The organism is Methylobacillus glycogenes JCM 2850 (assembly GCF_000617925.1).
Taxonomy (GTDB): Bacteria; Pseudomonadota; Gammaproteobacteria; order Burkholderiales; family Methylophilaceae; genus Methylobacillus; species Methylobacillus glycogenes.
Window position 1 is genome coordinate 38,609 of the sequence record NZ_BAMT01000012.1, and the last position, 23,315, is coordinate 61,923.

The window sequence follows — 23,315 nt, forward strand, 5'->3', positions numbered from 1 at the left end:
AGGATTCAATATGCGTGCTGGAAGCTGGCCTTCTATTTTATTAATCCTGGCATTCGCCGTGATCATCGCGGCTTGCATGGCAAAACCATCATGCTCGTGGGTGATGTTGCGCAGGCCTTTGGCGTCAGTCCTTCCCAGGCAAGCTGGGTAGTCTCGGCTGTGGCTTTGATTGCGGCCCTGTTTTCACCCATTGTGAACTGGATAGTGGCGCATACAGGTGAGCGTAAATCCATAGTCGCGGGCCTGGCGATTGCGGCAGTGGCGAGTTATCTCGGCGGCTTAAGCCAGGATTTCTCTCATCTGCTGGTGTTGCGCGTGATTGAGGGGGCAGGTTACATCACGGTGGTGCTGGCCGCGCTGGCTTGATTCTGCACACCACCGAGGGCAAACGCCGCACCACCAGTTTGGCGTTCTGGTCTGTGGCCTCACCGCTGGGTGGTGCTATCGCCATTTTCGCTGTCTCGCCCTATGTGGGTGGTGAGTGGCGGCTGGCGTTCAGCGGACATGCTACATTTTGCTGGGCTTGGCCTTGCTCACACCGCTGCTGCCGAAAACCAGCCATATTGACAAGGCCGAGATCAAACCCTTCAGGCAGATATTCGCCATCTATAAAAACCCCTCTCTGATCCGGCTGGCCGCTGCCGTTGGATCGCCACTGACCCTGGCCCTGGGGCTGGTGGCCATTGTGCCTATCTACTTCATTCAAACCTTGCATGTGGCACCCGCCACCATAGGGCTGATTTCCACGCTGAGCATATTGTCCAGCGTGCTGGCCGGGATCTTTGCCGGGTTTGTCTTGAATCTGCGTATAGGCGGCTGGGTGGTTGTGATCAGTGCGATTACCAGCGTGCTGCTGGAGTTTGTGGTGTTTAGCCCTGGCGTGGCGGCGGATGTGGCGATTGCCGCCAAGATCATCCAGGGCTTTACTGGCAGCTTTGTGGTGGCGTGGATATTTACCAATATCCCGAAGATGTCGCAGGAGGGGGATGTAATGGGGGCAGGGGGGATTGCAGAACAGTTCCTCTATATTTCCATGTTCCTCGGGCCTATCGTTCTTTTCCCCTTGTTTAGCTTGCCAACCTTGGTGCCTTTCCTGGTGGTGGTGACGATTGCGCACTTGCTGCCTTTGTTCTTGCTGCCGCTGGAGCTTAAGCTCAGCAAGCGTGGGCAAGTGGTGGCATAGCTTGCTGGCGCGATTGCCACGCTGACAACCCGCTGCGGCGGGTTTTTTATTAGCTATTGGGATAACGCGGGGATTGTGCCTGCTGCATTGGGCATCACGGGAATGGGGTGAGTTTCCCGCTACATCTGCTGTAGCGAGGGTCAAGACCATCAAACCTCCCGCCATCAAAGATACACAGAGCAACAATGTGTCCCCATGTCCTCGCAAACCCTTCCCCCAGTTCCCCTCACCACCGTGCGATTGCTCAGCACAAAACACTAGTGCTGATGTAGCCATGCTACCCATGTTGGTCACTCAGCAATTAAAGCATTGATATTTAATGCTTTAATGCTATGTGTTTGATTCTATCCTGATTTTTTAGCAGGCATAAAATTTGCCCCTTTTTAGTGCACATCACTCACTTAAAAAGGAAAAAATCAACAATGCCAACGCAGAAGTTTTCTGATTGCAGCGTATCACCCAACCCCAGGGCTATATTCAAACTGTCATTTGCCAGCCTGCTGTGCTGGTCTGCTCTGATGGGTCCAGCCTGGGCGGCGGAGGAGCTTAACAAGAATCTTGACGAGGCAACAGCCAAGGACGACGCCAGGGAAGCAGAAGGTGCGCGTTTGCAATCCGTGGTGGTGACCTCGCAAAAACGTGCTGAAAATGCGCAGGATGTGCCTATCCCGATTACCGTGATTGGCGGTGACAAAATCAAGGATACGGCCTTGTCTTCTGCCTCGCAGATAGGCAATTACATCCCCAATCTCTCTGCCGAGCGTAATAACGGCCATGGCTTGCCCAGATGGAATCTGCGTGGGCTGTATACCGGAGACCCATCAGCACCACGGTTTCACCATTGGGCGTGTATTACGACGATATTTATATCTCCAATGTCACGGCCGCCAACCGTCCTTTGTTTGATCTGGAGCGAGTGGAGGTTTCGCGGGGGCCGCAGGGCACTTTATGGGGCCGGAATAGCACAGGAGGCGCGCTGAATTTTATCTCTAAGAAACCCACTTTTGAGCCGGATGGCTATGTGAAGCTGGATGGCGGCAGCTATGACAGGCGCAGGATAGAAGGTGCGATAGGCGGCGCGATTCTGGATGAGCGGCTGGCGGGGCGTATTTCTTTTTATGATGAAAACCAGGATGGCTTTGGCAAGAATGTATTTGGTGGCGACAGCCGCCGTGGCAAGCTGGAAGATCAGGCTTTCCGGGCGCAACTGCTGGCCAAGCTTAGTGAAAACCTTGATACCCTGCTGACGGTGCACCACCGGGAATATAAAACCGAAGGTGTGCTGGCACGCGCTACCCGTTATGGCACGCGCGCCAATGGCGCAGACCAGTACGGCTTTATAGGCACGCCAGGGCTGACCAATGCCAATATCAATGGCAGGGCACCACTGGTGACGCAAGAGGGCATCAGTAACAGACTGAACTGGCAGCTGGGCAAGCTGGAGCTGACTTCCATCACCGCCTTCGATGACTATCGCTCACGCGCCCGGGGTGATACCGATGGTGATGGTGGGCCATATGACTTGCAGCGTAGCTGGGCGGGGGTGCAGCGCAGCAAGCAGATATCGCAGGAGTTGCGTCTGGCTTCGCCACGCGAGGACAGATGGAACTGGCTGGCAGGGTTCCATTACTTCCGGGAAGATGCCTCGCAAAGCAGTGCCTCGGCCAGCTTGCCCAATCCTTATACTGCCAACAACTTTGACCGTTTGGGTTGGGATCAGAAAACCACCAGTTATGCCTTCTTTGGCAGCAATACCTTTAACTTCACGGATAAACTCAACCTCACCTCAGGCCTGCGTTGGTCTTCAGAAACCAAGAGCATTAATTTGCTGAGAAGAACCAGCAGCAACGCCACGTTCAGCAATCTTAACCAGTGGTGGAATTATTCATCGGTGAGCAGCCCGCTGGTGACCGCCGCTGTGCAGGATGAGGAAAAAACCTGGCGCGACTGGAGTTGGGATATCACGCCTGCCTATAAGGTGAATGACAATCTGCGGGTTTACTTCCGCTACGCGCGGGGTTTTCTTTCCGGTGGCTTTAATGGCGGGGCCAATAATCAGCAGGCGGTAGGCCTGGTGAACCCGGAATACCTCACAGATTATGAAGTGGGGCTGAAGTCAGAGTGGCTGGATGGGCGGCTTAATTTCAATGCCAATGCCTTTTACTATGACTACAAGGATATCCAGACCAATGTGCAGTTTGTCTTTAATAACCGCTATACCTCCTTCCGCACCAACGGCGCCAAAGGCAAGGTTTGGGGCACGGAGTTTGAGCTGAGCGCCTTGCCGCTGGATAACCTGCGCGTCAATGCGGCCTTGTCACGCCTGCATACGGAATACACCGATTTTGTCACCGCAAATCGCACCGATTACACCGGGGATGAGTTTGGGCGCTCACCGAAATACAGCCTGATTTTGGGGGCGAATTACAAGATTCCGCTAGCGGGTAAAAATGCGCTGGTGTTTGACACCAACTGGAACTACCGCAGCCCGCAATGGCTGTCGATAGATCACACCAACAAGGCGTTCAGGATGATTCACGCGTGTTGGGGCAGGCCAGTGTTTCTTACCTGATCAATGATGGTGATATCAAACTGACAGCTTATGTCGATAACATCACCGACAAGCGCTATCTGGCCAACTCTGCACCAGGTGGGTACAACACAGGTAACTTTACCTATGCCGAGCCGCGCACCGTGGGCTTCTCGCTGACCAAGCAGTTCTTTTAAACGTTAACTATTAAACCTCTAAATATTTAACCCATAAATGCCGCCCTTCGTGATGCAGGGCGGTTTGCTTTTAGCGGCGCAGGTTGTTGCCCGCACACTCGCGCATGCATAATCGGCCGCTATTCCTGAAACACGCCCAGCGCCTGCAGCAACTGCTGGCGTAGCTGGTCAAAGCCGGCATTGCCCCGGCTGCGTGGGTGTTCAAGCTGATGCGAGCATCTACCGCCACCTTGCCATCTGCCAGCACCAGCACACGGTCTGCCAGTTGTATCGCTTCATCCACATCATGCGTTACCAGCAATACGGCAGGTGTGTAGCGCTGGCATAGTGACTGCACCAGGGCCTGCATTTTGAGGCGGGTCAGGGCATCCAGCGCGGCAAAGGGTTCATCCAGCATCAGCAGTTGTGGCTGGCGGATCAAGGCGCGCGCCAGCGCCACGCGTTGCGCCTCACCGCCTGAGAGGGTGCTGGGCCAGGCATCTTCATGGCTGGCCAGCCCCACTTCAGCCAGGGCGTTTTTAGCCGCCCTGCGCGTGTCATCATCTATGGGCAGGCCCAGCAGCACATTGGGCAGCACGCGTTTGGACTCTATCAGCCTGGGTTCTTGAAACACCACGGTGCGCACTGGCGGCACCAGCACTTCGCCAGCATCCACAGTCTCCAGCCCGGCCAGTATGCGCAGCAAGGTTGTTTTGCCGCTGCCGCTCTTGCCCAGCAGGGCGACAAACTCACCTTCATGGATATCCAGAGAGAATTGATCCAGCACTTTTTTGACGCTGAATTGCTTGCTAGCCTGCTTGACGCGCACGGCGACAGGTAATGTGTGTTGACTCATGTTCTTTCCTTGTGCGCGCGGCGCCAGGGCATGCTGATACGCTCAATCAGCTTGACGAGAAAATCGGTGCCCAGGCCAAACAGCGCATAAATCACCACGCAGACAATCAGCACCTCGGTGCGGAAATATTCCTGCGCTTGTAGCATGAGAAAACCTATGCCCTGGGTGGTGTTGATGACTTCCACACCTATCAACGCCAGCAGCGCCATGGACATGGACAGGCGCAAGCCCGCCATGAGGTAGGGCAGGGCAGCGGGCAGGTGTATTTCGGTGATCATGGCCCAGCGCGAGAGGCCGAAGATCTTGGCCGCCTCAATAATCTTTCTATCCACACTGCGCACGCCAGTGTAGGCGTTCAGATACATGGGCTTGGCCGAACCAGCGGCAATCAGCAGAATTTTGGATGATTCACCTATGCCAAACCAGACAATCAGCAAGGGAATCAAAGCGAGGAAAGGAATGGCTCTGAACATCTGAAAGCTTGGGTCTATCAACTCTTCACCCAGCTTGCTCAAGCCCGCGGTAATACCCAGCCACAGCCCAAAGCTGCCGCCCAGCAGCAGGCCCAGGCCAGCGCGGGAAAGCGAGATAGACAGGTGGTGCCAGAGCACGCCGGACTCAGCCAAACTCCAGGCGCTTTTGAGCACCACCCAGGGCGGGGCGACAATATTGCTGGCTATCCAGCCATAAAACGACCCCAGACTCCACAGCGAGACTATCAGTAGCGGCACCAGAAATCGCAGCCCCAGGCTAAGGCCGCGCTTACGGCTGGCGTCGTGCAGGGGCTTTGGGGTTTCTAGCGTATGCGTGTTTGTAGAATGCTTAAAACCAGTGGCTGCCGATGTTGCTCGCCAGCATGCAAATCTTGACTCATTGCCGCAGCACCCAGTCATCCACCGAGAAGTTGGATTGCGCCACCTGGCTTTGCAGACGGAATTCCAGCAGTTTTTTCAGCGCCTCTACACCTTCTTCCGAAATCGGCCTGTCTTCATAATTAATGCCTGTGGTGGTGCGCGCGTTTTCCAGCGTGTAACCCGTGGAGTCAGCTATCCACTGATAATAGGCTTCAGGGTCGCCCTGTATCGCTTCTATACCGGTCTTGATACCGCGCCAGAAGGCGGCAGCAAACTTCGGGTTGGCCGCCAGAAAATCCTCACGCGCAGTAATCACGCTGACAATCTTGCCGGAGGAGGGCACATCCCCCAGCTTGCCTATCAGCGTCAGCCCATGCTGATCTACCCATAGCTTGCCTATGGATGCTGAAGTGACATAGGCATCCAGCTGATTGTTTTGCAGCGCGGGCAGGGCTGCGCTGCCGGGCAGCTGAGAATATTTGATCTCCTGCAATTGCAGGCCTTGGGCTGCGGTCTGGAAGGCATAGTCAAAGGTGGAGCCAAACAACAGGCCCACACGCTGGCCGCTCAGGTCTTCCAGGCGTTTGGGGCCACCCTTGCGGCCTACCACCCAGAATGAGGATTCAATCATGTGCGGGCTGGTGACAAACAGCACCCTGTGTTTGTCGCCACGTGCGCGCGACAACACGGCGGGGGAATCCCCGGTGGTGGCCAGCTCGGCCTGACCGCTCATCATGCCCAGCAGGGAGGCCGCCGTACGCGGAAAGCCGACAATGCCATCAAAGCGGAAGCCCGCATCACGCAGTTCTTGCTGGAAAGTGCCCAAGTGAATTGCGTAACCCAGCGGCCCGCCTGTGCGCAGGGTTTTCTCGAGCTTGTCTGGGTTGCCCACCGCCACGCCCGCAATCTTGAAGCCCACCAGGCCTTGATCCTGCCCAGTAGAAGCATGCTGTTGTTTGTTCCAGACGTACACACCTATGGCGCTGAACAGCACCAGGGCGATGATGATCCAGCGCAATTTGCCGCTGGTGAATAATGACTGCTTGCTCATATGCTGACTCCCTAGAACCTGTAAGTGGCTGAAACGCCGAAGGTGCGCGATGGGCCGTAGGAGAACAGGCCATTGATCAGGGATGTATTGCGGTAAGCCTTATCAGTGACGTTAAGTGCATAGAAACGGACTTCGTATTTGTTATTGGCGGCGAGGTAGCCCGTGGAGAGGTTGCCCAGCCAATAGCCTTTTTCAATCAGGTCTGCACTAGTTTGATCCGTAGCATTGAAGTAGGCCTTGCTGCGGTACGCCCAATCAGTGTTGAACACCAGCGCTGCGCCATTGCCCAGCGGGTAACGGTAATCTGCCTGCAGATTGCTCATGACACGCGGCACACGGTTAAACCAGTTGCCGGAAACATTGGTGGTTGGCGTGTCCTGGAAATCGGTGAACTTGGTGTGGTTGAAACCTAAATTGGCGGCCAGCCTGAGGTTTTCGATAGGCGCGGCAACAATTTCCAGATCCACACCTTTGACGTAACCACCCTTGGCGTTGATAAAGGTAGTGACCTGACGGGTGGCATCCAGCGGGTCCAGCGTTACGGCTTTTTGCTGAATATCCGTGTAGTCATAGTAAAACACGGCTGCGTTGACTTGCAGACGGTTATCCAGCCATTCAGTCTTCACCCCAGCCTCATAAGACTTGATGTACTCGGGGTCTATGGTGGTGATTTGGCCCTGGGTGGTGGCACCTGCATTGAAGTTGCCACCGTTAAAGCCCTTGGCATGGCGGAAATAGCCCATGAACGTATCGGTGAACTGATAGGTGGGGGTGATATCGTAAGTCAGCGCATCCCAGGTTTTGGAAGTATCTTGCACGGCGACATTGTTAAGCCTGTTAACGCTGCTGGTGAGCCACCATTGTGAGGGGTTGGTATAGCTGAAACCCGAAGGTGATGCCTGATAGAGATAATCGATATCGCGGATTTCGCGGGTTTGGCGTAAGCCCAGGGCCACTTTGAATTTCTCGGTGAACTCATAGGCAAAATTACCAAACAGGGCAAAACTCTCGGAAGAAAGATCGTAATCGGTGTTGTTATAGGTAATGGCCTTGGCGCTGCCATTGGCATTGCGCGAGCCTGGCAACACGCCATTCTGGCCCACATAATCCAGCTTGCCCTTGAAGTAGAAACCCCCGACTATCCAGGAGAAAGCACTGGCCTTATTAGAAGCCAGGCGTAGCTCCTGACTGAACTGATCCACACTGAACTCGCTGCGGTTACGGCTAGATTCATAAGTCACGGCATCCACACTGGTCTGGTCACGCTCAAAGCGTTCCAGGCCAGTGACCGAGGTCAGGGTGTTGCCATTGGCAAACTCTTTGTTCAAGGTCAAAGTAGCACCGCGTTGCTTCAGCTCGTCCGTGGGGTTTTGCAGAATACCAATTTGCGAGCGGGAATTTTCTGGTGAGCGGCGGTTACCGTTTTGCAGCACCGGGCCATCAAAATCGCGGTAGTGCACGTTCAGCAAGGCATTGAAGCTATCAGAAACCTTGAGCAAAAATTGTGTGCGTATGGCAAATTCACTCCAGTCTTCCTTGCCCGGCACATAAGGGTTTTGCGCATGGCGGTCACTATCTTCCTTATGGATGGAAACCCGCGCCGCCAGCACATCTTCCTTCAGCGCACCACTGACAGCGCCCTCAACCAGAGTGTTACCGTAATTACCCAAAGAACCCTTGATATAACCCTCAGGCTTGAAAGTAGGCTTTTTGGAAATAAAGTTGATGGCCCCACCTGTGGTGTTCTTGCCCCATAGCGTGCCCTGCGGCCCGCGCAGCACTTCTACTCTATCCAGATCAAACAGCGGAAAACCTACGGTAGAGGCATTCCAGATATACACATCATCGTTATAAGTGCCTATGGGGTTGGTGTTCCAGATAGACGCATCAGAAAGGCCTATGCCGCGGATATAAAACTTGGGTCTGCCATGGCCATCGGTAGTGTCGGCGGACATATTGGGCACAAAACGGATAATGTCACCCGCATTACGTACTTCATTACTTCTGATCTTATCCCCCCCCACCACGGTCACTGCTGAAGCAATGCCCTGCACATCTTCCACCCGGCGCTCGGCGGTCACCAGCACCTTTTGCAGAGAAGGCGGTGTGACCGTCTGGCTGGGTTTTTTAGCCTCATCCTGTTCAGAGGCTGTGGGTTCAGCATGAGTGGATTTAACATCACTGGATTGAATAGCAGTGGTTTCAACAGTATTAGGTTCAGCTGCCCAGGCCTGGCTGATGAACAAGGTAGAAACGGCAAGTGAGATCAGCTTGAGGCTGAAGCCTGGCTGAGGGGTATGAGTACGCGGCATGGCAAAGGTCTTGTTGAAATAAAGAATGCAGGTCTATAACAAGAAATGTGCCATGGCTGAGTTGGTAGGGGTAGGAGGGGGTGTGTGGCTAGGGTGTTGAATTAATGTGATAAAAATTCATTAGCCTAAGTGAAAAAAATGCTAACTGTTGCGCTAGTGTTGCAAGGGAAACAGTAATTTTGAATCACTAACAGCAACGCTGGTGGTGTGCGGGCAGGGGAGAGTAATTGGCTTGGATGAAGTAGAGCATGCTGTTTGCCACCATGCAGCATGGTGATGGCTTTAATCCTGCTGGTTGTAAACCATTTCAGTTGTAGACCATAGTCAAGATTGCAGCGGCATTAAGGCTTGGGTATGAGATGAGTTTGCAGTCCATGCAAAGATGAGCGTTACAGAGCCATCTTCCTCCAAAGACTCACCTGAGTATGTCATTCCAGACTTGGCTAAAACCCGCTGAGAGGCAATGTTGTCTGCTGCAACGGTGGCGATTATTCGACCAAGGCCGTGGAATGACGCACCATAAGCCAGTAAAGCCGGAACCGCCTCACTGGCTAGACCTTGCCCCCAAACAGAACGCTTCAGCGCATATTTCACTTCTGGTTCAGGTTGCCCTTCAGGATGCACAAGACCTGCAAAGCCAATCACGTGCCCCGACTCTCGCTCTACCAGGGTAAACATTCCATAGCCGTATTTAATATAGTTTGCCTGCGTGACCTTGAGCCAGTTTTCACAAGCCTCCCATGTAATTGCCTGACCGTCACCGACCCAGCGCATTGCGTCAGCATCAGAATAGACGCTAAAGAGAGGCTCTAAGTCTTCAGCTATCCAATGCCTGCAAATAAGTCGATTTGATTCAAATATGGATGTAGCTAACACTATTTACCGCGAGGAGATTGAGGTCTTCAAAATGTGGTCTGGCAAAAACGGAAGAGGCGTCTATCTGTATGCTGCTGCCTAACGCCTGGATTAAGCCGTGCTGCGAAGCGGCGTCGGATTGAATGACGGGTTGGGCACTACGTGATCAAGCTGCCCAACAAAATTGCTCGACTACGTGCTGTTCTTTTCGTTTTTTCTGGAACTCTTCTTTATTCTTTGGCTCATCAAAATACTCTTGCTCCATCAAAGCTCTCTCTTTTATGCTGGAGATTGATTTCTTCAAATTCTCGGTACGATTTCCTGGGAGAGCCGGCAGCTGCTCCATAAACATTACTTCGTAAGGGTTCTGTTCGACCCAAGAAATCGACCTTGCACTAGCGTCCCGTTGCTTTGCTATATCGCAAAACGCATAGCTATTTATGAATGGGCCAGCTAGAACAGCAAACGCCTTTACAGCCTCTCCTGCCTGACTAAGACTAGCGGAATTAACGTCAAGAACATCTGACATCGTTATGTAGCGATTTTTTGCAGCATAAAACCAAAAAACAGCATCATCGCGTAAGCCGACGTCATAGAGCCGTATTGCTAAGACCATTAGCGTCATCGGCGTTGTACGCTGCGGCTTAGCTTGAATTGCATCCCGAACTGCCAAGATGTCATCTATCTTGTTAGACGCGAGCTGATCATCAAAAGCCTTAGCTACCTGTACTGTTGGACGGCCATCGGATGAGTCGGCCGATTGGTAGTAAGGCGTTACATAAACGCCGATATGCTTAATCGGAACTGTCGGATCTGGGGTGGAATTAATGTTCGTCGCAATACTCTCCGCTGCTACAGGGGAACACATCATCAGAACAATCACTGACATCAAAACTTTCTTAACCACATTTGTCTCCTGTGCCTAACACTTGAATGATTGCTTAAGGGTTATCATGAAAATAGAAACCGATTTGTATCAGTGAAAATATGATAATGAAAGGGCCAAGCCATTTTAAGTGCTTGCCCCATTTTTCATAAAAGGCATCAAATTTTGGGTTGGTTTCTGGTTTCGGACCGACTAAACGTAAGCCTATGAGTATTGCAACAATACCACCCACAATTGTTATTAAATTATCAATAATTACTGCAACTAACTGTGCGGACATATTTATCCCTAACGTTTGACATGGGAGGACGTGCCCCAGCTTGCCGGGGCACGTCCTTTCGATAGAAGGGTTGGTACTGAGCGAGTATCGCGGGTTTGACCGAAACCGACAGCTCGTACTCGAAGAGCGACGCCGACATCACCAGAAAAAGAGTTGTCGTGATTCATGTATTCAATGCGCCTTAAATGATGATGCCCAACTAAAATAGACTCCCTAAAATGCACAAGAAATGCACCTCTTGGGTGTTAAACTGTTTATTATTTTGCAGGTAATTGTTTTAATTGTTCTTAAGTGTGGAGGCACACCCTAATTTTTCAGGTAATGACACCTTAAAAAAAAACGCCAAAGTCACTGGACATGGTGTTTTGATAAATTGTAGCTCAAGCACTACAGTTTATGTATAGAGCAGGTGGATGTAGATTGGATTAGACATCTTGCTCTCGCTCATATTGCTTATAGTGACAAACAACTGATCCATGGTGGGAGCTTAGCCAATTAGGTCATCAGGCTTTGGGTACACCGACAACACGCTATCTAATACATCTTTTGGGATGGCTGGTGTTGCTGCGGTCATTATTACTCCTAAGCAAAGTAGCGGCAGTTTCCTGCCAAATGACCGTTTACACAAAACTTATTACACCTCCACATTACAAGTCTCAGTGAGCCGTGTATTAAACTGCAGACTTTCGATAGCCTTGGTCAATTGCTCTAGAGAATACTCGCTACAATATACGCGGCCCACGCCACCACCTGAATGGCCCGTCAGAGAGTCATGAATCTCTTCCCCAATTCCTGCTTCCCGGCAGGCATCCTTGAATGTATGGCGGAAACTATGAAGCACCTTGGACTTGGCTGTAATGCCAATCTCGGCTCTCATGTAACGACTCCACCATTTGCTCCAATTGCCTGATAATTTGCCGTGCTGATCAACTTTCAGGAGCGGGAATAGCTGTCTGTGTTTCTGCGTCTTGCATTCCTCCCAGTAGGTAAGGAAACCGATCTTGATTAAATCAGGGTGAAGTGGGATGCGACGCCTAGAGGTATTGGTTTTTACGGCCTTGATATGCTCATCGTCGTCCTCCTCGTTGAGGTCTGTAATATTCAGGTAATAGCCATGCTTGGGATCTTGCTTGACGTCATATACCATGAGTTGCGCAAGTTCTTTCAAGCGTGCTCCGGTATACATACCCAAGATTGGCAACCAAATAGCAACAGCTCCAGCGCCTGCCTTTGGAATGTCGCCATGGTAAATCCCAGAATTAAAGATGCGCTGGAGATCATCCTGGTTAAATGACACGCGGAAGGCTTGATTACCTTAGGCTTTGCCACTTTAATGCGCGACGCGGGATTGCTGACAATCTGTTCTCAATCCATGGCCACTTGGAATAAGGCGCTGATCAGGGCGATTTTCTTTTCCAAAGTGCGGAAGTGCTGGCCCTAAGCTAATAAATGATCACAAAGCTCCATCATCATACCCCGGCGTATCAAGCGAACATCTTTGATGCACTCCTTTCTGAAGAAGTGCCTCAGCGTTTTGATGAGTACAGGCATGAAAATATCCACGTGTGCTGCATGCTCACGGGCTAGCCGAATTGCCAATCGTCTTATGCTGGTGTTAAGACTGAACGTCTTGAGGGTGGATGTGCCGTTACCGTAGTGGGCGACGACATCATCAGGGATGCGACCGTGGAAGTAGTAGGTCTTGCCGCGAAGGCTTGGATGCCTAATTGGCGGAGAGGGAGGGATTCGAACCCTCGATACGCTTTCACGTATGCCTGATTTCGAGTCAGGTACATTCAACCAGCTCTGCCACCTCTCCGGGGAGGGCGATTATAGCCTAGCGGATGGTGGGAGTAAAACCTTCAGCCTGCAATTGTGGGTTCTACGCGCAATATCTTTAACCCTGCCACTAAAGCGCTAAGCCTATCTACAGGCATATCTCAGCAAATAATATTCGTTGCTGTTGGGCTTGATCTGGCTGAAATCTTCATAGGCTATCGGCGGTTGCATGTGCTCCAGCTTGATGCCTTCATCCAAAGTTAAATAGCTTTTTCTCACGCAATCAAAGGCATAAAGCTGGTATCTGGCTTGATGTTCTGCCTGACGCATGACCATGAGGTTTTTCAGCTCGGTAAAGCTGTGCTCATGTTTGGCGTAATACAAGGCGCTAGCGTCGCTGGGGACATCTACAAATTCAAAGCCGGGTGGAATTTCGCTGATGTAGTAGCTGAGGTCACGCAGCACCACGATGACTAGCACGGCCGCCGCGAGCAGGCCGCCAAACCATAACCCTTTGGTTCTCTTTGATAGTTTGCGTTTGAATGGCATGGTGCTGGCCTGCAAGTGGTGAGGGTGGCAACCCCGTGTGAGGTAGCTGCTGTTCAGTGTACTACCAATAAGTTGTTTATATAAAACATGATGTTAATGCTGTGCTTGTGCTTGGCTTTAATGTGCGGATTTTTGCCAGCACATTTCATTTTTAAACTAAATACAGCGCTTGCTATTTAACTCAGCACTTGGCTGCTTAGGCTGTGGCTTGCCTGGCAATCCTCTAGTGACATGCATGCATGATTAAAACGCTGTGCAGGCCTGGCTTGGCAATAAGGCCGCTAGCTGGCAGATGCTATACTCCAGCTTCTTTTTGGCGGCTGCCTGCTGGCGCTGCCTGGCTTAATTAATTGGTGATTGGTTGTTATAGCTTATGGTGTGTGGCATTGATTACGGGACGTCGAATTCTTCTATCGGCATGGTACAAAACGGCAAAGTAGTGCAAGCGGAGCTGGAGCATGGTAGTCATTATCTGCCATCTGCCATTTACCGCGCATTTACTGAGCGCGAGCTTAATGAAGATGTGGAATCGCTCACCATACGTCAGCAGTTGGGTAATGCGCAGGGGCTGGTGTATGGTACTGAGGCGATAGAGGCTTATGTGCGCCACCCCGGCGATGGGCTGTTTATGAAGTCACCCAAGGTGTTTCTGGGCAGTGATCTCAATAAAGATCAGCTGGATTTCTTTGAGATCATCATCGCCCGCATGATGACGCATATTCTTGAGCGTGGCCGTGAGTTTTTTGGCGCGGATTTACGCCAGGCGGTGGTCGGCAGGCCTATCCGTTATCACGGTATTCATGGTGAAAAAGGTGACCAGCAGGCTTTGGCTATCATGCGCAAGGCAGCTAGCGATGCTGGGCTGGATGAAGTGGTGTTTATGTATGAGCCACTGGCGGCGGCGTTGGATTATGAGCAGACCCTGAGTGAGGATGAGGTATTGCTGGTAGTAGACGTAGGTGGCGGCACTACGGATTGCTCAGTAGTGAAGGTGGGGCCGTCGTATATGGCCAAGCGTGAGCGCTCTGATGATTTGCTGGCTTATTCCGGCAACCGCATAGGCGGGGTGGATATGGATATCAACCTGGGCTGGCACAGCATTATGCCCTGGTTTGGCCGCGGCACGGATGAGCTGCACAACAAGGCTTTTGACGCTATCTCCGTGAATAGCATTCCCAGCCAGCAGGCGTTTTATTCACGCTTTGAAATGCCTGTGCATGGCAAGGCCGATGAAACCCGTGAGCGCTTGTATCAGGTCTGGCAGAACAAGCTCAGCAGTTATCTGGTGCGCAGTGCCGAGCTGGCAAAAATTGCCTTGTCCGATGCCGAGCAGCATCAGATCAACCTCGACTATATCGAGCCAGAAGTGCAGTTGGCGGTAACTCGGGAAGATTTCCGCTTGGCAATTGAACGTTCAACTGAAAAAATCCGTCAAGTGATTGAAGACGCACGTCAGGCCAGCGATGCCCATATCGACAAGATTTACCTGACTGGCGGTTCTGCGGTGTCACCCGTGATTCAACAGGTCATACGTAATGTGGTAGGCGGCGGGGTGCCTTTTGTCTCGGGCAATATGCATGGCAGTGTGGCTTGTGGTTTGAGTACGTTTGCCAACCGCCATTTTTCGGGGATTTCCAACTAAAGTTATTGTGTTTTTCGCCGAAGAAGATAAGGTATCATTATTTTCATTTTTCGGACTGCGATTGTAAGCAAGTTAATTCACAGCTAAACCATGGCTAGAACCATGACTGATTAATAGCCTGGTTTTGTCGATCATGGGTGTGCTGGGGTTACCCAGCATGTATTTCTTGGGATTTTTCAATCCGTGATTGCGTCAGGTCATCATTCTGACATGGTGTGCATGTAGTTATGCTGATTCATCCTGCCGCCGGGCAGGGTAGCCTGGCTTGAGGTCAGGTGATTGCTGCAATTGAGGTTGGAGGTGTATGTGGGTTGGACTCGTACCTATGCATTGATGGTCAAGAACAAATGATGGCCGGGATAAGCAGCAACATTTTCCAGGTTGTTTCATAACAAGTACCAAAACGAAAGTGCTTATGGGAAAGAGAAGGCATAGCTGGATACTCGCTTTGTCCGTGTTCATCTTCGGGATGGCCGTGACAGGAGTGATTGCTCGTACCCAGTTCTACAACACTGCCTTGCAATCCCGCCAGCTTGAGCTGGTCAATACGGCTGCGCAAGAGCTGCACCACAGCATTCAATCCGAGATTCAGCATGCAGTTGATCTGGTACAAACCACCGCCTGGCTGTTCAACGCCAGCCAAAGTGTTAATCGTGCCGAGTTCAGGGAGTTTGCCTCCCACGCCATCAGCAACAGCCTGTTATTGCGCGAGCTGCAATGGCGTCCTCGCGTCCTTGCTGGGGATGTAGGTAAATTTATCGAGCGGCACGTCAGGATGGCCTGACAGAGTTTGCCTTGCTGGAGCAAGACCCTAGCTCGGGCAAATACATTCCCGTCCAGCCCAGGGCGGAATACTTCCCGGTTTTTTACAGCGACATGGATAGCCATGATGCCGTTAATCCTTCCCTGCTGGGGGTAGATACCGCTGCAACCTCCCCGGAGTTAACCGCGCTGGAGCAGGGCATTAGCGAAGGGTTGAGCGTGATTGTCACCATGGCAGATGCGCACCAGGTGCTGGTGCAGGTGCCAGTATTTGAGCGTGGCGCACCGCGCCATGACCGCCAGCACCTCAAGGGCTTTATCTCAGGCCGTGTGGCCATTCATACCCTGCAGCATGAAATAGAGCAAAAGGCGGAAAAGCTTGATGTAGATATCTTTTTGCTGGATAGCGAGCAGATGATACAGCCCATACTCCGCTCCATAGATGAACAGGGCGATCTCAAAAACCTTGATCTTCATCACGCCTATGTGCTGGATAATTTTGATATTAACCTGCCGTTTTCATTGGCCAATTTTGACGGCCAGTTGATTGTGCATCCGCGCCCGGCGCTGATGTTCAATCATGCCGGGCGCATGCTGACTATTGTGGGTGCCGGGCTGGCAATTTCATTATTGCTGGCCTTGCTGCTGTACCGCATGCTGGGTGAGCAGCGCGAGGTGAAATTATCACAGGAGCGTTTGGATAATCTGACCGCCAACTTGCCCATAGGCGTATTCCAGATTCATGCGGGTAGCGATAGCCCTGCGCACTTCAGCTTTGTGAATGCGGGTGCCACCGAACTGCTGGGCGTTTCAGAGGACGTCATTCTTGAGCAATGGCAAAACGCCTTTATGCATTTGCTGCCAGAGGACAAAAACCATCTGCTCAAGGTGTTGCGTCAGGCCAAGGAAAAGCAGGTGCTGTGGGAAGGTGAATTCCGCCTGCAGCATCACGATGGCATACGCTGGCTGCATGCGCGTGCCGTGCCCAGACGTACCTTCACTGGCCAGGTGGTATACAACGGCTACATTGAGGATATCACCGAGCGTAAACGCATAGATCTGGAAACCCAGGCGCAAAGCCTTTTCCTGCAGCAGTTGATTGATACCATCCCCAGCCCCTTGTTCTTCAAGGGCGCGGATAGCCGCTTCCTCGGTTGTAACCGGGCTTATGAGCAGGAGTTTGGGGTCAAGCGCGACCATATAGTCGGCAAAAAGGTGCTGGAGCTGGAATACCTGCCCCATGATGACAGGCTGGCCTATCAAGAAGAAGACGAGCATGTGATTGCCACCGGGGCCACCATACACAAGGCCCTATCCATGGAGTTTGCCGATGGCAAGATGCACCAGGTCTTGTACTGGGTGAGTGGCTTCAAGCTGGCCGATGGCTCCCCTGGCGGCATGGTGGGGTCCATTGTCGATATCACCGCACAGCGTGAGGCACAACAGGCGCTCAGCGTGGCGATAGATCAGCAAAAAGCGCTATTGGATTCCGCCCCATTGGGCATTATCGAATTACGTAACCGCGTGGTGGTGCAATGCAATCGCAAGTTTGAGCGCATGCTGGGCTATAGCGCTGGTGAACTGATAGGCCTGCCTACGCGCAGGTGGTTTAGTACTGATGAATCTCACGCCGCAGTTGGTGCGCTGGGTTATGAAGTCTTGCGTCGCGGTGAAACCTATACCGATGAACACCAATTCACGCGCAAAGACGGCAGCAAGTTCTGGTGCCGTATCTTTGGTCATGCCGTGGTGGTGGGAGACCCCGAGAGCCATAGCGTCTGGCAATTTGAGGACATTACCGATAAACGCATGGTAGAAGAGCAGTTGCGTCAGGCCAGGGATACCGCAGAAGAAGCGACCCTGGCCAAGTCCATGTTCCTCGCCAATATGAGCCATGAAATCCGCACGCCTATGAATGCCGTGATTGGTCTCGCGCATCTGGCACTCAAGACTGATCTCAATCCCAAGCAGCGCGATTACCTCACCAAGATACACTCCGCAGGCATTTCGCTGCTCTCAGTCATCAACGATATTCTTGATTTCAGCAAGATAGAACCCGGGCGCATGGATCTCGAGTCCATCGAGTTTTCGCTGGACCAAGTGCTGAGCAGCGTCACCAATACCCTCGCGCACAATGCCAGCGATGCCGGGCTGGAACTGCTGTTTGATGTCGGTGATGAGGTGCCTAGCAATCTGGTGGGGGACCCCCTGCGCCTGGGGCAGATATTGCTCAATCTGGTCAGCAATGCCATCAAGTTCACCACCGAAGGCCAGATTATCATTCGTTGCCAGGTGCTGGATCACAACGGTGAGCAGGTCAAACTGCAGTTCTATGTCATCGATTCCGGCATCGGCATGGATGAAGAGACCTCACAACGCCTATTCCAGCCCTTTACCCAGGCGGATGGCTCCACCACACGCAAATATGGCGGCACCGGGCTGGGGCTGACCATCTGCAAGCGCCTGGTGGGACTGATGCAGGGAGATATCTGGGTTACCAGCGTCATAGGCAAGGGGTCTACCTTTACCTTCACCGCCTGGTTCGGCACTGGCCATCCAACCCGGCCTTATGTCTTGATTGAGGAGTTGAATGATCTGCATGTGCTGATTGTGGATGACAATGCCGCCGCACGCAGCATACTCACCGGACAGCTAGGCTTCCTGCCGTTCAAGCTCAGTTATGCCGAATCAGGCACCGAAGCCGTCACCACGGTCAGGGCCATGCAACATGTATTGCCCGTAGATTTGGTACTGATGGACTGGAAAATGCCAGGCTGAGTGGTATTGATGCAGCCAGGCTGATCAAGCAGGACAGCCATTTAGAGCATGTGCCTGCCATCATCATGGTGACCGCCTATGGTAAGGATGAAGTCAGGCGTGATTGCGAAGACCTGAAACTGGAAGGCTTCCTGGTCAAGCCCGTCAGCCAGTCCACGCTGATTGATACCCTGGTTGGGTTATATAGCCAGACGGTAAAAGAGGGCACGTTTATCCCTCCCACTGTCAGTTATGACTTGAGTGGTATGCGGCTATTGGTGGTGGAAGATAACGAAATCAATCAGCAGATTGCCAGCGAGTTGCTGCAATCAGTGGGCGCTGTGGTCGAGATTGCTGAAAACGGGCAGGTAGCCCTGGATAAGCTGCATGCCAGCCCTGCGAGCTATGACGTGGTGTTGATGGATTTGCAGATGCCAGTAATGGATGGCTATGAGGCCACACGGTTGATTCGCAGTGAAACGCGCTTTGATGCCTTGCCCGTGATTGCCATGACCGCCCATGCCACGGTGGAAGAGCGGCAGAAATGCCTGGAGCTGGGCATGTCCGCCCATGTCACCAAGCCTATAGACCCCGACATGCTGTATCAATCCCTGGTGTGTCTGCATGCGCAGCATCAGCAAACCAAGGACGCTGAAGTGCTGGAAGCAACTGGAGGATATGCCGTGCTGGAGATTGAGGGATTCAACGTGGCCGAGGCCCTGCGCCGGGTGGCGGGTAATCAGGATTTATATACACGCCTATTGAAGCAGTTTTCAGCCAGCCAAAAAGAGGCGGCACAGGAAATCCGCATGGCCCTACATGAGCAACGCCTGGATGATGCCATCCGCTTGGCGCATACCACCAAGGGCGTGGCAGGCAATCTGGGTGCTCAAGCCCTGGCAGGCAGCGCTGCCGGGCTGGAGCTGGCGCTGAAGGAAAATAGCGGTGTGGAGATTGCGCTGCAGGTGTTTGAATCCCAGTTGGATGAGGCTATCTCGGCAGTAAGCCTTAGCCTCAGCCAACAGCAGGAGTTGCACCAACATCAGGGCGCGACAGTGGATGCCAGCGCTGCCTTGAGGTCAGCTGAAGATAATGCCGCCTTGCTGCAAAAATTGCAGCAGTATCTGGAAAATCGTGATGCCGATGTGCAGGATTTTCTGATCAGGGAAACCCAGGGCCTGCGCGCCAGCTTGACCAGCATGTCTTATGACAGATTGACCATGCTGGTGAATGTGTATGACTTTGATGAAGCATTGCAGTTGCTCAAGCCTTTCTTGAGTAAATCACCCCATTAGAACAGCAGGATGACGACCATGAGCGATCTGCCGGATAGCAGCAATAAACAAACCATACTTGTCATTGATGACGCCCCGGAAAACCTGGCAGTGATCAATGCCCTGCTGCGCGAGTTCTACCATGTCAAGGTCACGACCAAGGGCGTAGATGGTTTACGGGTAGCGCAATCGCTACCGCAGCCAGACTTGATTCTGCTGGATATCATGATGCCGGATGTGGATGGCTATGAAGTCTGTCGCCAGCTCAAGGCCAACCCGGTCACCGAGAATATTCCGGTGATTTTTCTCACCGCCAAGATTCATATGGAAGACGAGCAACATGGCTTTGATGTGGGGGCCGTGGATTACATCGTCAAACCTATCAGCCCGCCGATAGTGCTGGCGCGGATACAGACGCATTTATTCCTTAATGACCAACGGCGTTTTCTTGAATATCAGGTGGAGCAGCGCACGCGTGAGATTGCGCTGATTCAGGATGTCACCATTTTTGCGCTGGCGTCATTGGCGGAAACCCGCGACAACGAAACCGGCAACCATATCCGCCGCACCCAGGGCTATGTGCGCCTGTTGGCGGAAAAGCTGCGTGAAAAGCCCAAGTACACCTCCATGCTGACGCCCATGGTGATTGAGATGCTGTATAAATCCGCACCGCTGCATGATATAGGCAAGGTGGGGATACCTGACCGCATCTTGCTCAAGCCCGGCCCCTTGAGCCGAGATGAATATGAAGTGATGAAAACTCACGCCCAGTTAGGCGCCAATGCTTGATAGAGGCGGAAAAGCTCATAGGCCGCAAAAATAATTTCCTGCAATATGCGCGCGAAATTGCCATGTGGCATCACGAGCACTGGGATGGCTCGGGTTATCCTGATGGCCTCAAGGGCGACAATATCCCGCTCTCTGCCCGCTTGATGCGATTGCCGATGTCTACGATGCCTTGATCAGCGAACGCGTCTATAAAGGCGCGATAGACCACAACGTGGCGATAGAGATCATTATCTCTGGCCGTGGCACGCATTTTGACCCGGACATGATAGATGCGTTTATCAGCATCAGTGACCAGTTCCAGCGCGTGGCCGAGCAATACAACGATAGGCAACAAAACACTTGAGAGTCTGCACGAGGTGGGCAGGCGCTAGTGCATATTGCTGCAAACTGCGGACGGAAAAAAAGGATTGCCCAGGCAATCCTTTTTTTAATGGCAGCAGCGCAAGACTGCCGCTGAGTCAGGCTTAATCTACACCCTGGCTAGCCAGATAGTCTTCGTAGTTGCCGCTGAAGTCTACAATGCCATCAGCCTTGATTTCGATAATACGCGTGGCCAGTGAGCTGACAAACTCACGGTCATGGCTGACGAAGATCAAAGTGCCTTTGTATTTATCCAGCGCAGTATTGAGCGCTTCGATGGATTCCATGTCCATATGGTTGGTGGGCTCATCCATCAGCAACACATTGGTACGTGCCAGCATCAGCTTGCCGTACAACATGCGGCCTTTCTCGCCACCAGACAGCACCTTGACCGATTTCTTGGTGTCTTCACCGGAGAACAGCAGTCTGCCCAGCATGCTGCGCACGGATTGATCATCGTCACCAGGCTGGGTGTGTAGCGTCATCCACTCGAAGAGTTCTTCGCCATTGTCAAACTCGTATTCGTGATCCTGCGCGTAGTAACCAATCTTGGCTTTTTCTGCCCATTTCACATTGCCGTGGTTGGCTTGCAATTGGCCCGCGATGGTACGCAGCAGCGTGGTTTTGCCTATGCCGTTTTCACCAATGATGGCAATGCGTTCACCAGCCTCGACCATGAGGTTGAGGTTGTTGAACAGCGGCTTGTCGTAACCGTGGCTGAGATTTTCCACTTCCACTGCCTGACGGTGCAGCTTTTCCCTGTCGTCATATTCAAAGCGGATGAAGGGATATTGACGGCTGGAGGGCTTGAATTCCTCAATCTTGATCTTGTCTATCATCTTCAGACGGCTGGTGGCCTGCTTGGCCTTGGATTTGTTGGCCGAGAAGCGACGCACGAAATCCTGTAGCTCAGCCACTTTTTCCTTGGCACGGGCATTATCCTTGGCAGACTGGGCACGGGCAGCGGTAGAGGCTTCCATGTAGTCGTCGTAATTGCCTGGATAGACCTTGAGCGTGCCGTAATCCATATCGCAGGTATGCGTACACACTTGGTTCAGGAAGTGTCTATCGTGCGAGATGATGATCATGGTGCAGTCACGATTATTCAGCACATCTTCCAGCCAACGGATGGTGTTGATATCCAGGTTGTTGGTCGGTTCATCCAGCAGCAGCACATCCGGGTTGGCAAACAGCGCTTGAGCCAGCAGCACGCGCAGCTTCCAGCCTGGGGCTACCGCACTCATGAGGCCATTGTGCTGCTCGGTAGGGATGCCCACACCCAGCAGCAACTCACCAGCACGCGCTTCGGCGGTGTAGCCGTCATATTCGGCAAACACGGTTTCCAGTTCGGCGGCCTTCATGTAGTCGTCTTCGGTGGCTTCCATGTTCATGTAGATGGCGTTTTTTTCCACATTCGCCTTCCACATTTCTTCATGACCCATCATCACCACATCCAGCACGCGCTGGTCTTCATAGGCAAACTGATCCTGACGCAGGAAAGCCATGCGTTCGTTGGAGTCCAGCGCGACATTGCCCGCAGAAGGCTCCAGCACGCCAGCGAGGATTTTCATGAAAGTGGATTTGCCACAGCCGTTGGCACCAATCAGGCCGTAGCGATTGCCGTCACCGAACTTGACCGAGATGTTCTCGAACAAGGGCTTGGCGCCAAACTGCATGGTGATATTGTTTGCGATTAACACGTCTTTTGTATTCCTAAAGTAAAACTGGCTGAATAACTAAAGTTAATTAGATAAGAAAAACCAGTCAGATAAGTAAAACCAGTTGAATCAATGATGTCAGTAACTTACTTGAATTTGTCGCGTATCACTACCTCGTCCAGCGCCAATTGGCCACCGCGGGGGTTGGCAGGGCGCAAGGGCTTGCCTATGGCCACAAACATGGCTGGGGTGTGATCTGCAGGCAGGTTGAGCAGTTTGGCCACTGCGTCAAAATGAAAACCATCCATAGGGCAGGAGTCATAGCCCAATGCTTGGCAGACAGCATCAAGGTAGTAGCTGCCATGCCGCAGGAGCGCATGGCTTCATCGCGCTGTACTTGCTCCTTGCCGCCGTAGTAACCAGCAATGGCATTCACCAGATAATCGCGCACTGCAGGCTCTGCGTTACGCCAGTAGCGATTAGGTTCTTTCTCCCAGGCCTTGAGGTCGGCGGTTAGCACCACCAGTAGTGAGGCATCGGTGACCTGAGCCTGGTTCCAGCTTGCGGCGCGCACTTGCTCACGCAGTGCCGGGTCTTGCACCAGCACAAAGCGCCAGTTCTGGATGTTAAAAGCGGTAGGGGAGAGCACAGCCAGCGACATGAGTTGCTGGATTTCCTCTTCCGACATGCGGTGCGCTGGGTCAAAGGCCTTGACCGAGCGGCGGCTTTCTATGGCATCAATTACATTCATATAACAGCTTT

The 23,315-nt window shown here is 52.5% G+C and carries 23 protein-coding genes, 1 tRNA gene and 1 pseudogene; 12 read left to right on the plus strand and 13 right to left on the minus strand.

Annotated elements, in window-relative coordinates; translation table 11 throughout:
* Positions 1-90 precede the first annotated feature (90 nt).
* From JCM2850_RS23005 to JCM2850_RS23525, 5 genes are all read left to right on the plus strand, one after another.
* Positions 91-366: an MFS transporter gene (locus tag JCM2850_RS23005; RefSeq protein ID WP_234406267.1), complete on the plus strand. Its 276-nt coding sequence runs from the start codon at positions 91-93 to the stop codon at positions 364-366.
* A gap of 163 nt (positions 367-529) precedes the next feature.
* The gene (locus tag JCM2850_RS23010; protein WP_234406268.1) at positions 530-1,183 is read left to right on the plus strand and encodes an MFS transporter; all 654 of its coding nucleotides are present in this window, start codon (positions 530-532) and stop codon (positions 1,181-1,183) included.
* Positions 1,184-1,701: 518 nt separating this feature from the next.
* On the plus strand, positions 1,702-2,163 hold the full coding sequence (locus tag JCM2850_RS23015; RefSeq protein ID WP_234406269.1) for a TonB-dependent receptor plug domain-containing protein: 462 nt from the start codon (positions 1,702-1,704) through the stop codon (positions 2,161-2,163).
* Positions 2,052-3,755, plus strand: coding sequence for a TonB-dependent receptor (locus JCM2850_RS19435; RefSeq protein ID WP_500778290.1), 1,704 nt, complete (start codon positions 2,052-2,054; stop codon positions 3,753-3,755). Before JCM2850_RS23015 ends, JCM2850_RS19435 begins: the two co-directional genes overlap by 112 nt.
* Complete coding sequence (locus JCM2850_RS23525; RefSeq protein ID WP_159105174.1) at positions 3,725-3,910, plus strand: TonB-dependent receptor; 186 nt, start codon at positions 3,725-3,727, stop codon at positions 3,908-3,910. The genes JCM2850_RS19435 and JCM2850_RS23525 overlap by 31 nt, the downstream gene beginning before the upstream one ends.
* A 70-nt stretch (positions 3,911-3,980) precedes the next feature.
* On the opposite strand, the gene JCM2850_RS19440 is transcribed toward JCM2850_RS23525, so the two are convergent.
* The 11 genes from JCM2850_RS19440 to JCM2850_RS13575 all read right to left on the minus strand — a co-directional run bounded on the left by JCM2850_RS19440 (position 3,981) and on the right by JCM2850_RS13575 (position 13,311).
* Positions 3,981-4,745 (minus strand): ABC transporter ATP-binding protein, encoded by a 765-nt coding sequence (locus JCM2850_RS19440; RefSeq protein WP_199898348.1) that lies wholly within the window; start codon positions 4,743-4,745, stop codon positions 3,981-3,983.
* A complete protein-coding gene (locus tag JCM2850_RS13530) occupies positions 4,742-5,476 on the minus strand; it encodes an ABC transporter permease (protein ID WP_199898349.1) in 735 nt (244 codons plus the stop codon). The genes JCM2850_RS19440 and JCM2850_RS13530 overlap by 4 nt, the downstream gene beginning before the upstream one ends.
* Positions 5,477-5,615: 139 nt before the next feature.
* Positions 5,616-6,650 (minus strand): ABC transporter substrate-binding protein, encoded by a 1,035-nt coding sequence (locus JCM2850_RS13535; protein WP_025872526.1) that lies wholly within the window; start codon positions 6,648-6,650, stop codon positions 5,616-5,618.
* An 11-nt stretch (positions 6,651-6,661) separates the two neighbouring features.
* Entirely contained in the window at positions 6,662-8,962 is a 2,301-nt protein-coding gene (locus tag JCM2850_RS13540; RefSeq protein WP_025872527.1) for a TonB-dependent receptor, read from the minus strand.
* A gap of 324 nt (positions 8,963-9,286) precedes the next feature.
* Positions 9,287-9,838, minus strand: coding sequence for a GNAT family N-acetyltransferase (locus JCM2850_RS13545; RefSeq protein ID WP_025872529.1), 552 nt, complete (start codon positions 9,836-9,838; stop codon positions 9,287-9,289).
* A gap of 145 nt (positions 9,839-9,983) precedes the next feature.
* Entirely contained in the window at positions 9,984-10,724 is a 741-nt protein-coding gene (locus tag JCM2850_RS13550) for a hypothetical protein (protein WP_025872531.1), read from the minus strand.
* A 34-nt stretch (positions 10,725-10,758) separates the two neighbouring features.
* Positions 10,759-10,983, minus strand: coding sequence for a hypothetical protein (locus tag JCM2850_RS21470; protein WP_148301279.1), 225 nt, complete (start codon positions 10,981-10,983; stop codon positions 10,759-10,761).
* A gap of 634 nt (positions 10,984-11,617) precedes the next feature.
* Positions 11,618-12,280 (minus strand): site-specific integrase, encoded by a 663-nt coding sequence (locus JCM2850_RS13560; RefSeq protein WP_025872533.1) that lies wholly within the window; start codon positions 12,278-12,280, stop codon positions 11,618-11,620.
* Positions 12,281-12,420: 140 nt separating this feature from the next.
* Positions 12,421-12,756 carry a DUF6538 domain-containing protein gene (locus JCM2850_RS24115; RefSeq protein WP_369384910.1) on the minus strand — a complete coding sequence of 112 codons (336 nt, stop codon included), beginning with the start codon at positions 12,754-12,756 and terminating at the stop codon, positions 12,421-12,423.
* Positions 12,712-12,802, minus strand: a tRNA-Ser gene (locus JCM2850_RS13570). The genes JCM2850_RS24115 and JCM2850_RS13570 overlap by 45 nt, the downstream gene beginning before the upstream one ends.
* 104 nt (positions 12,803-12,906) lie before the next feature.
* Positions 12,907-13,311 (minus strand): hypothetical protein, encoded by a 405-nt coding sequence (locus JCM2850_RS13575; protein WP_148301280.1) that lies wholly within the window; start codon positions 13,309-13,311, stop codon positions 12,907-12,909.
* A 373-nt stretch (positions 13,312-13,684) separates the two neighbouring features.
* Here JCM2850_RS13575 and yegD point away from each other — a divergent pair, with 373 nt between their 5' ends.
* From yegD to JCM2850_RS24125, 7 genes are all read left to right on the plus strand, one after another.
* Positions 13,685-14,953, plus strand: coding sequence for a molecular chaperone (gene yegD / locus JCM2850_RS13585; RefSeq protein WP_025872536.1), 1,269 nt, complete (start codon positions 13,685-13,687; stop codon positions 14,951-14,953).
* Positions 14,954-15,368: 415 nt separating this feature from the next.
* Entirely contained in the window at positions 15,369-15,737 is a 369-nt protein-coding gene (locus JCM2850_RS13590; protein WP_148301281.1) for a hypothetical protein, read from the plus strand.
* Positions 15,738-15,748: 11 nt separating this feature from the next.
* Positions 15,749-18,493, plus strand: coding sequence for a PAS domain S-box protein (locus JCM2850_RS20620; protein WP_051525419.1), 2,745 nt, complete (start codon positions 15,749-15,751; stop codon positions 18,491-18,493).
* A 65-nt stretch (positions 18,494-18,558) separates the two neighbouring features.
* Positions 18,559-19,767: a response regulator gene (locus JCM2850_RS20625; RefSeq protein ID WP_159105175.1), complete on the plus strand. Its 1,209-nt coding sequence runs from the start codon at positions 18,559-18,561 to the stop codon at positions 19,765-19,767.
* An 18-nt stretch (positions 19,768-19,785) separates the two neighbouring features.
* Entirely contained in the window at positions 19,786-20,535 is a 750-nt protein-coding gene (locus JCM2850_RS19450; RefSeq protein WP_369384903.1) for a response regulator, read from the plus strand.
* Complete coding sequence (locus JCM2850_RS24120; RefSeq protein ID WP_369384904.1) at positions 20,532-20,708, plus strand: HD domain-containing phosphohydrolase; 177 nt, start codon at positions 20,532-20,534, stop codon at positions 20,706-20,708. The genes JCM2850_RS19450 and JCM2850_RS24120 overlap by 4 nt, the downstream gene beginning before the upstream one ends.
* Positions 20,705-20,878: a hypothetical protein gene (locus JCM2850_RS24125; protein WP_369384905.1), complete on the plus strand. Its 174-nt coding sequence runs from the start codon at positions 20,705-20,707 to the stop codon at positions 20,876-20,878. The genes JCM2850_RS24120 and JCM2850_RS24125 overlap by 4 nt, the downstream gene beginning before the upstream one ends.
* Positions 20,879-20,999: 121 nt before the next feature.
* On the opposite strand, the gene JCM2850_RS13605 is transcribed toward JCM2850_RS24125, so the two are convergent.
* Positions 21,000-22,595, minus strand: a complete 1,596-nt coding sequence (locus tag JCM2850_RS13605) for an ABC-F family ATPase (RefSeq protein WP_025872540.1) — start codon at positions 22,593-22,595, stop codon at positions 21,000-21,002.
* A 104-nt stretch (positions 22,596-22,699) separates the two neighbouring features.
* Positions 22,700-23,304, minus strand: a pseudogene (locus JCM2850_RS19455) (nitroreductase family protein).
* Positions 23,305-23,315: the final 11 nt, after the last annotated feature.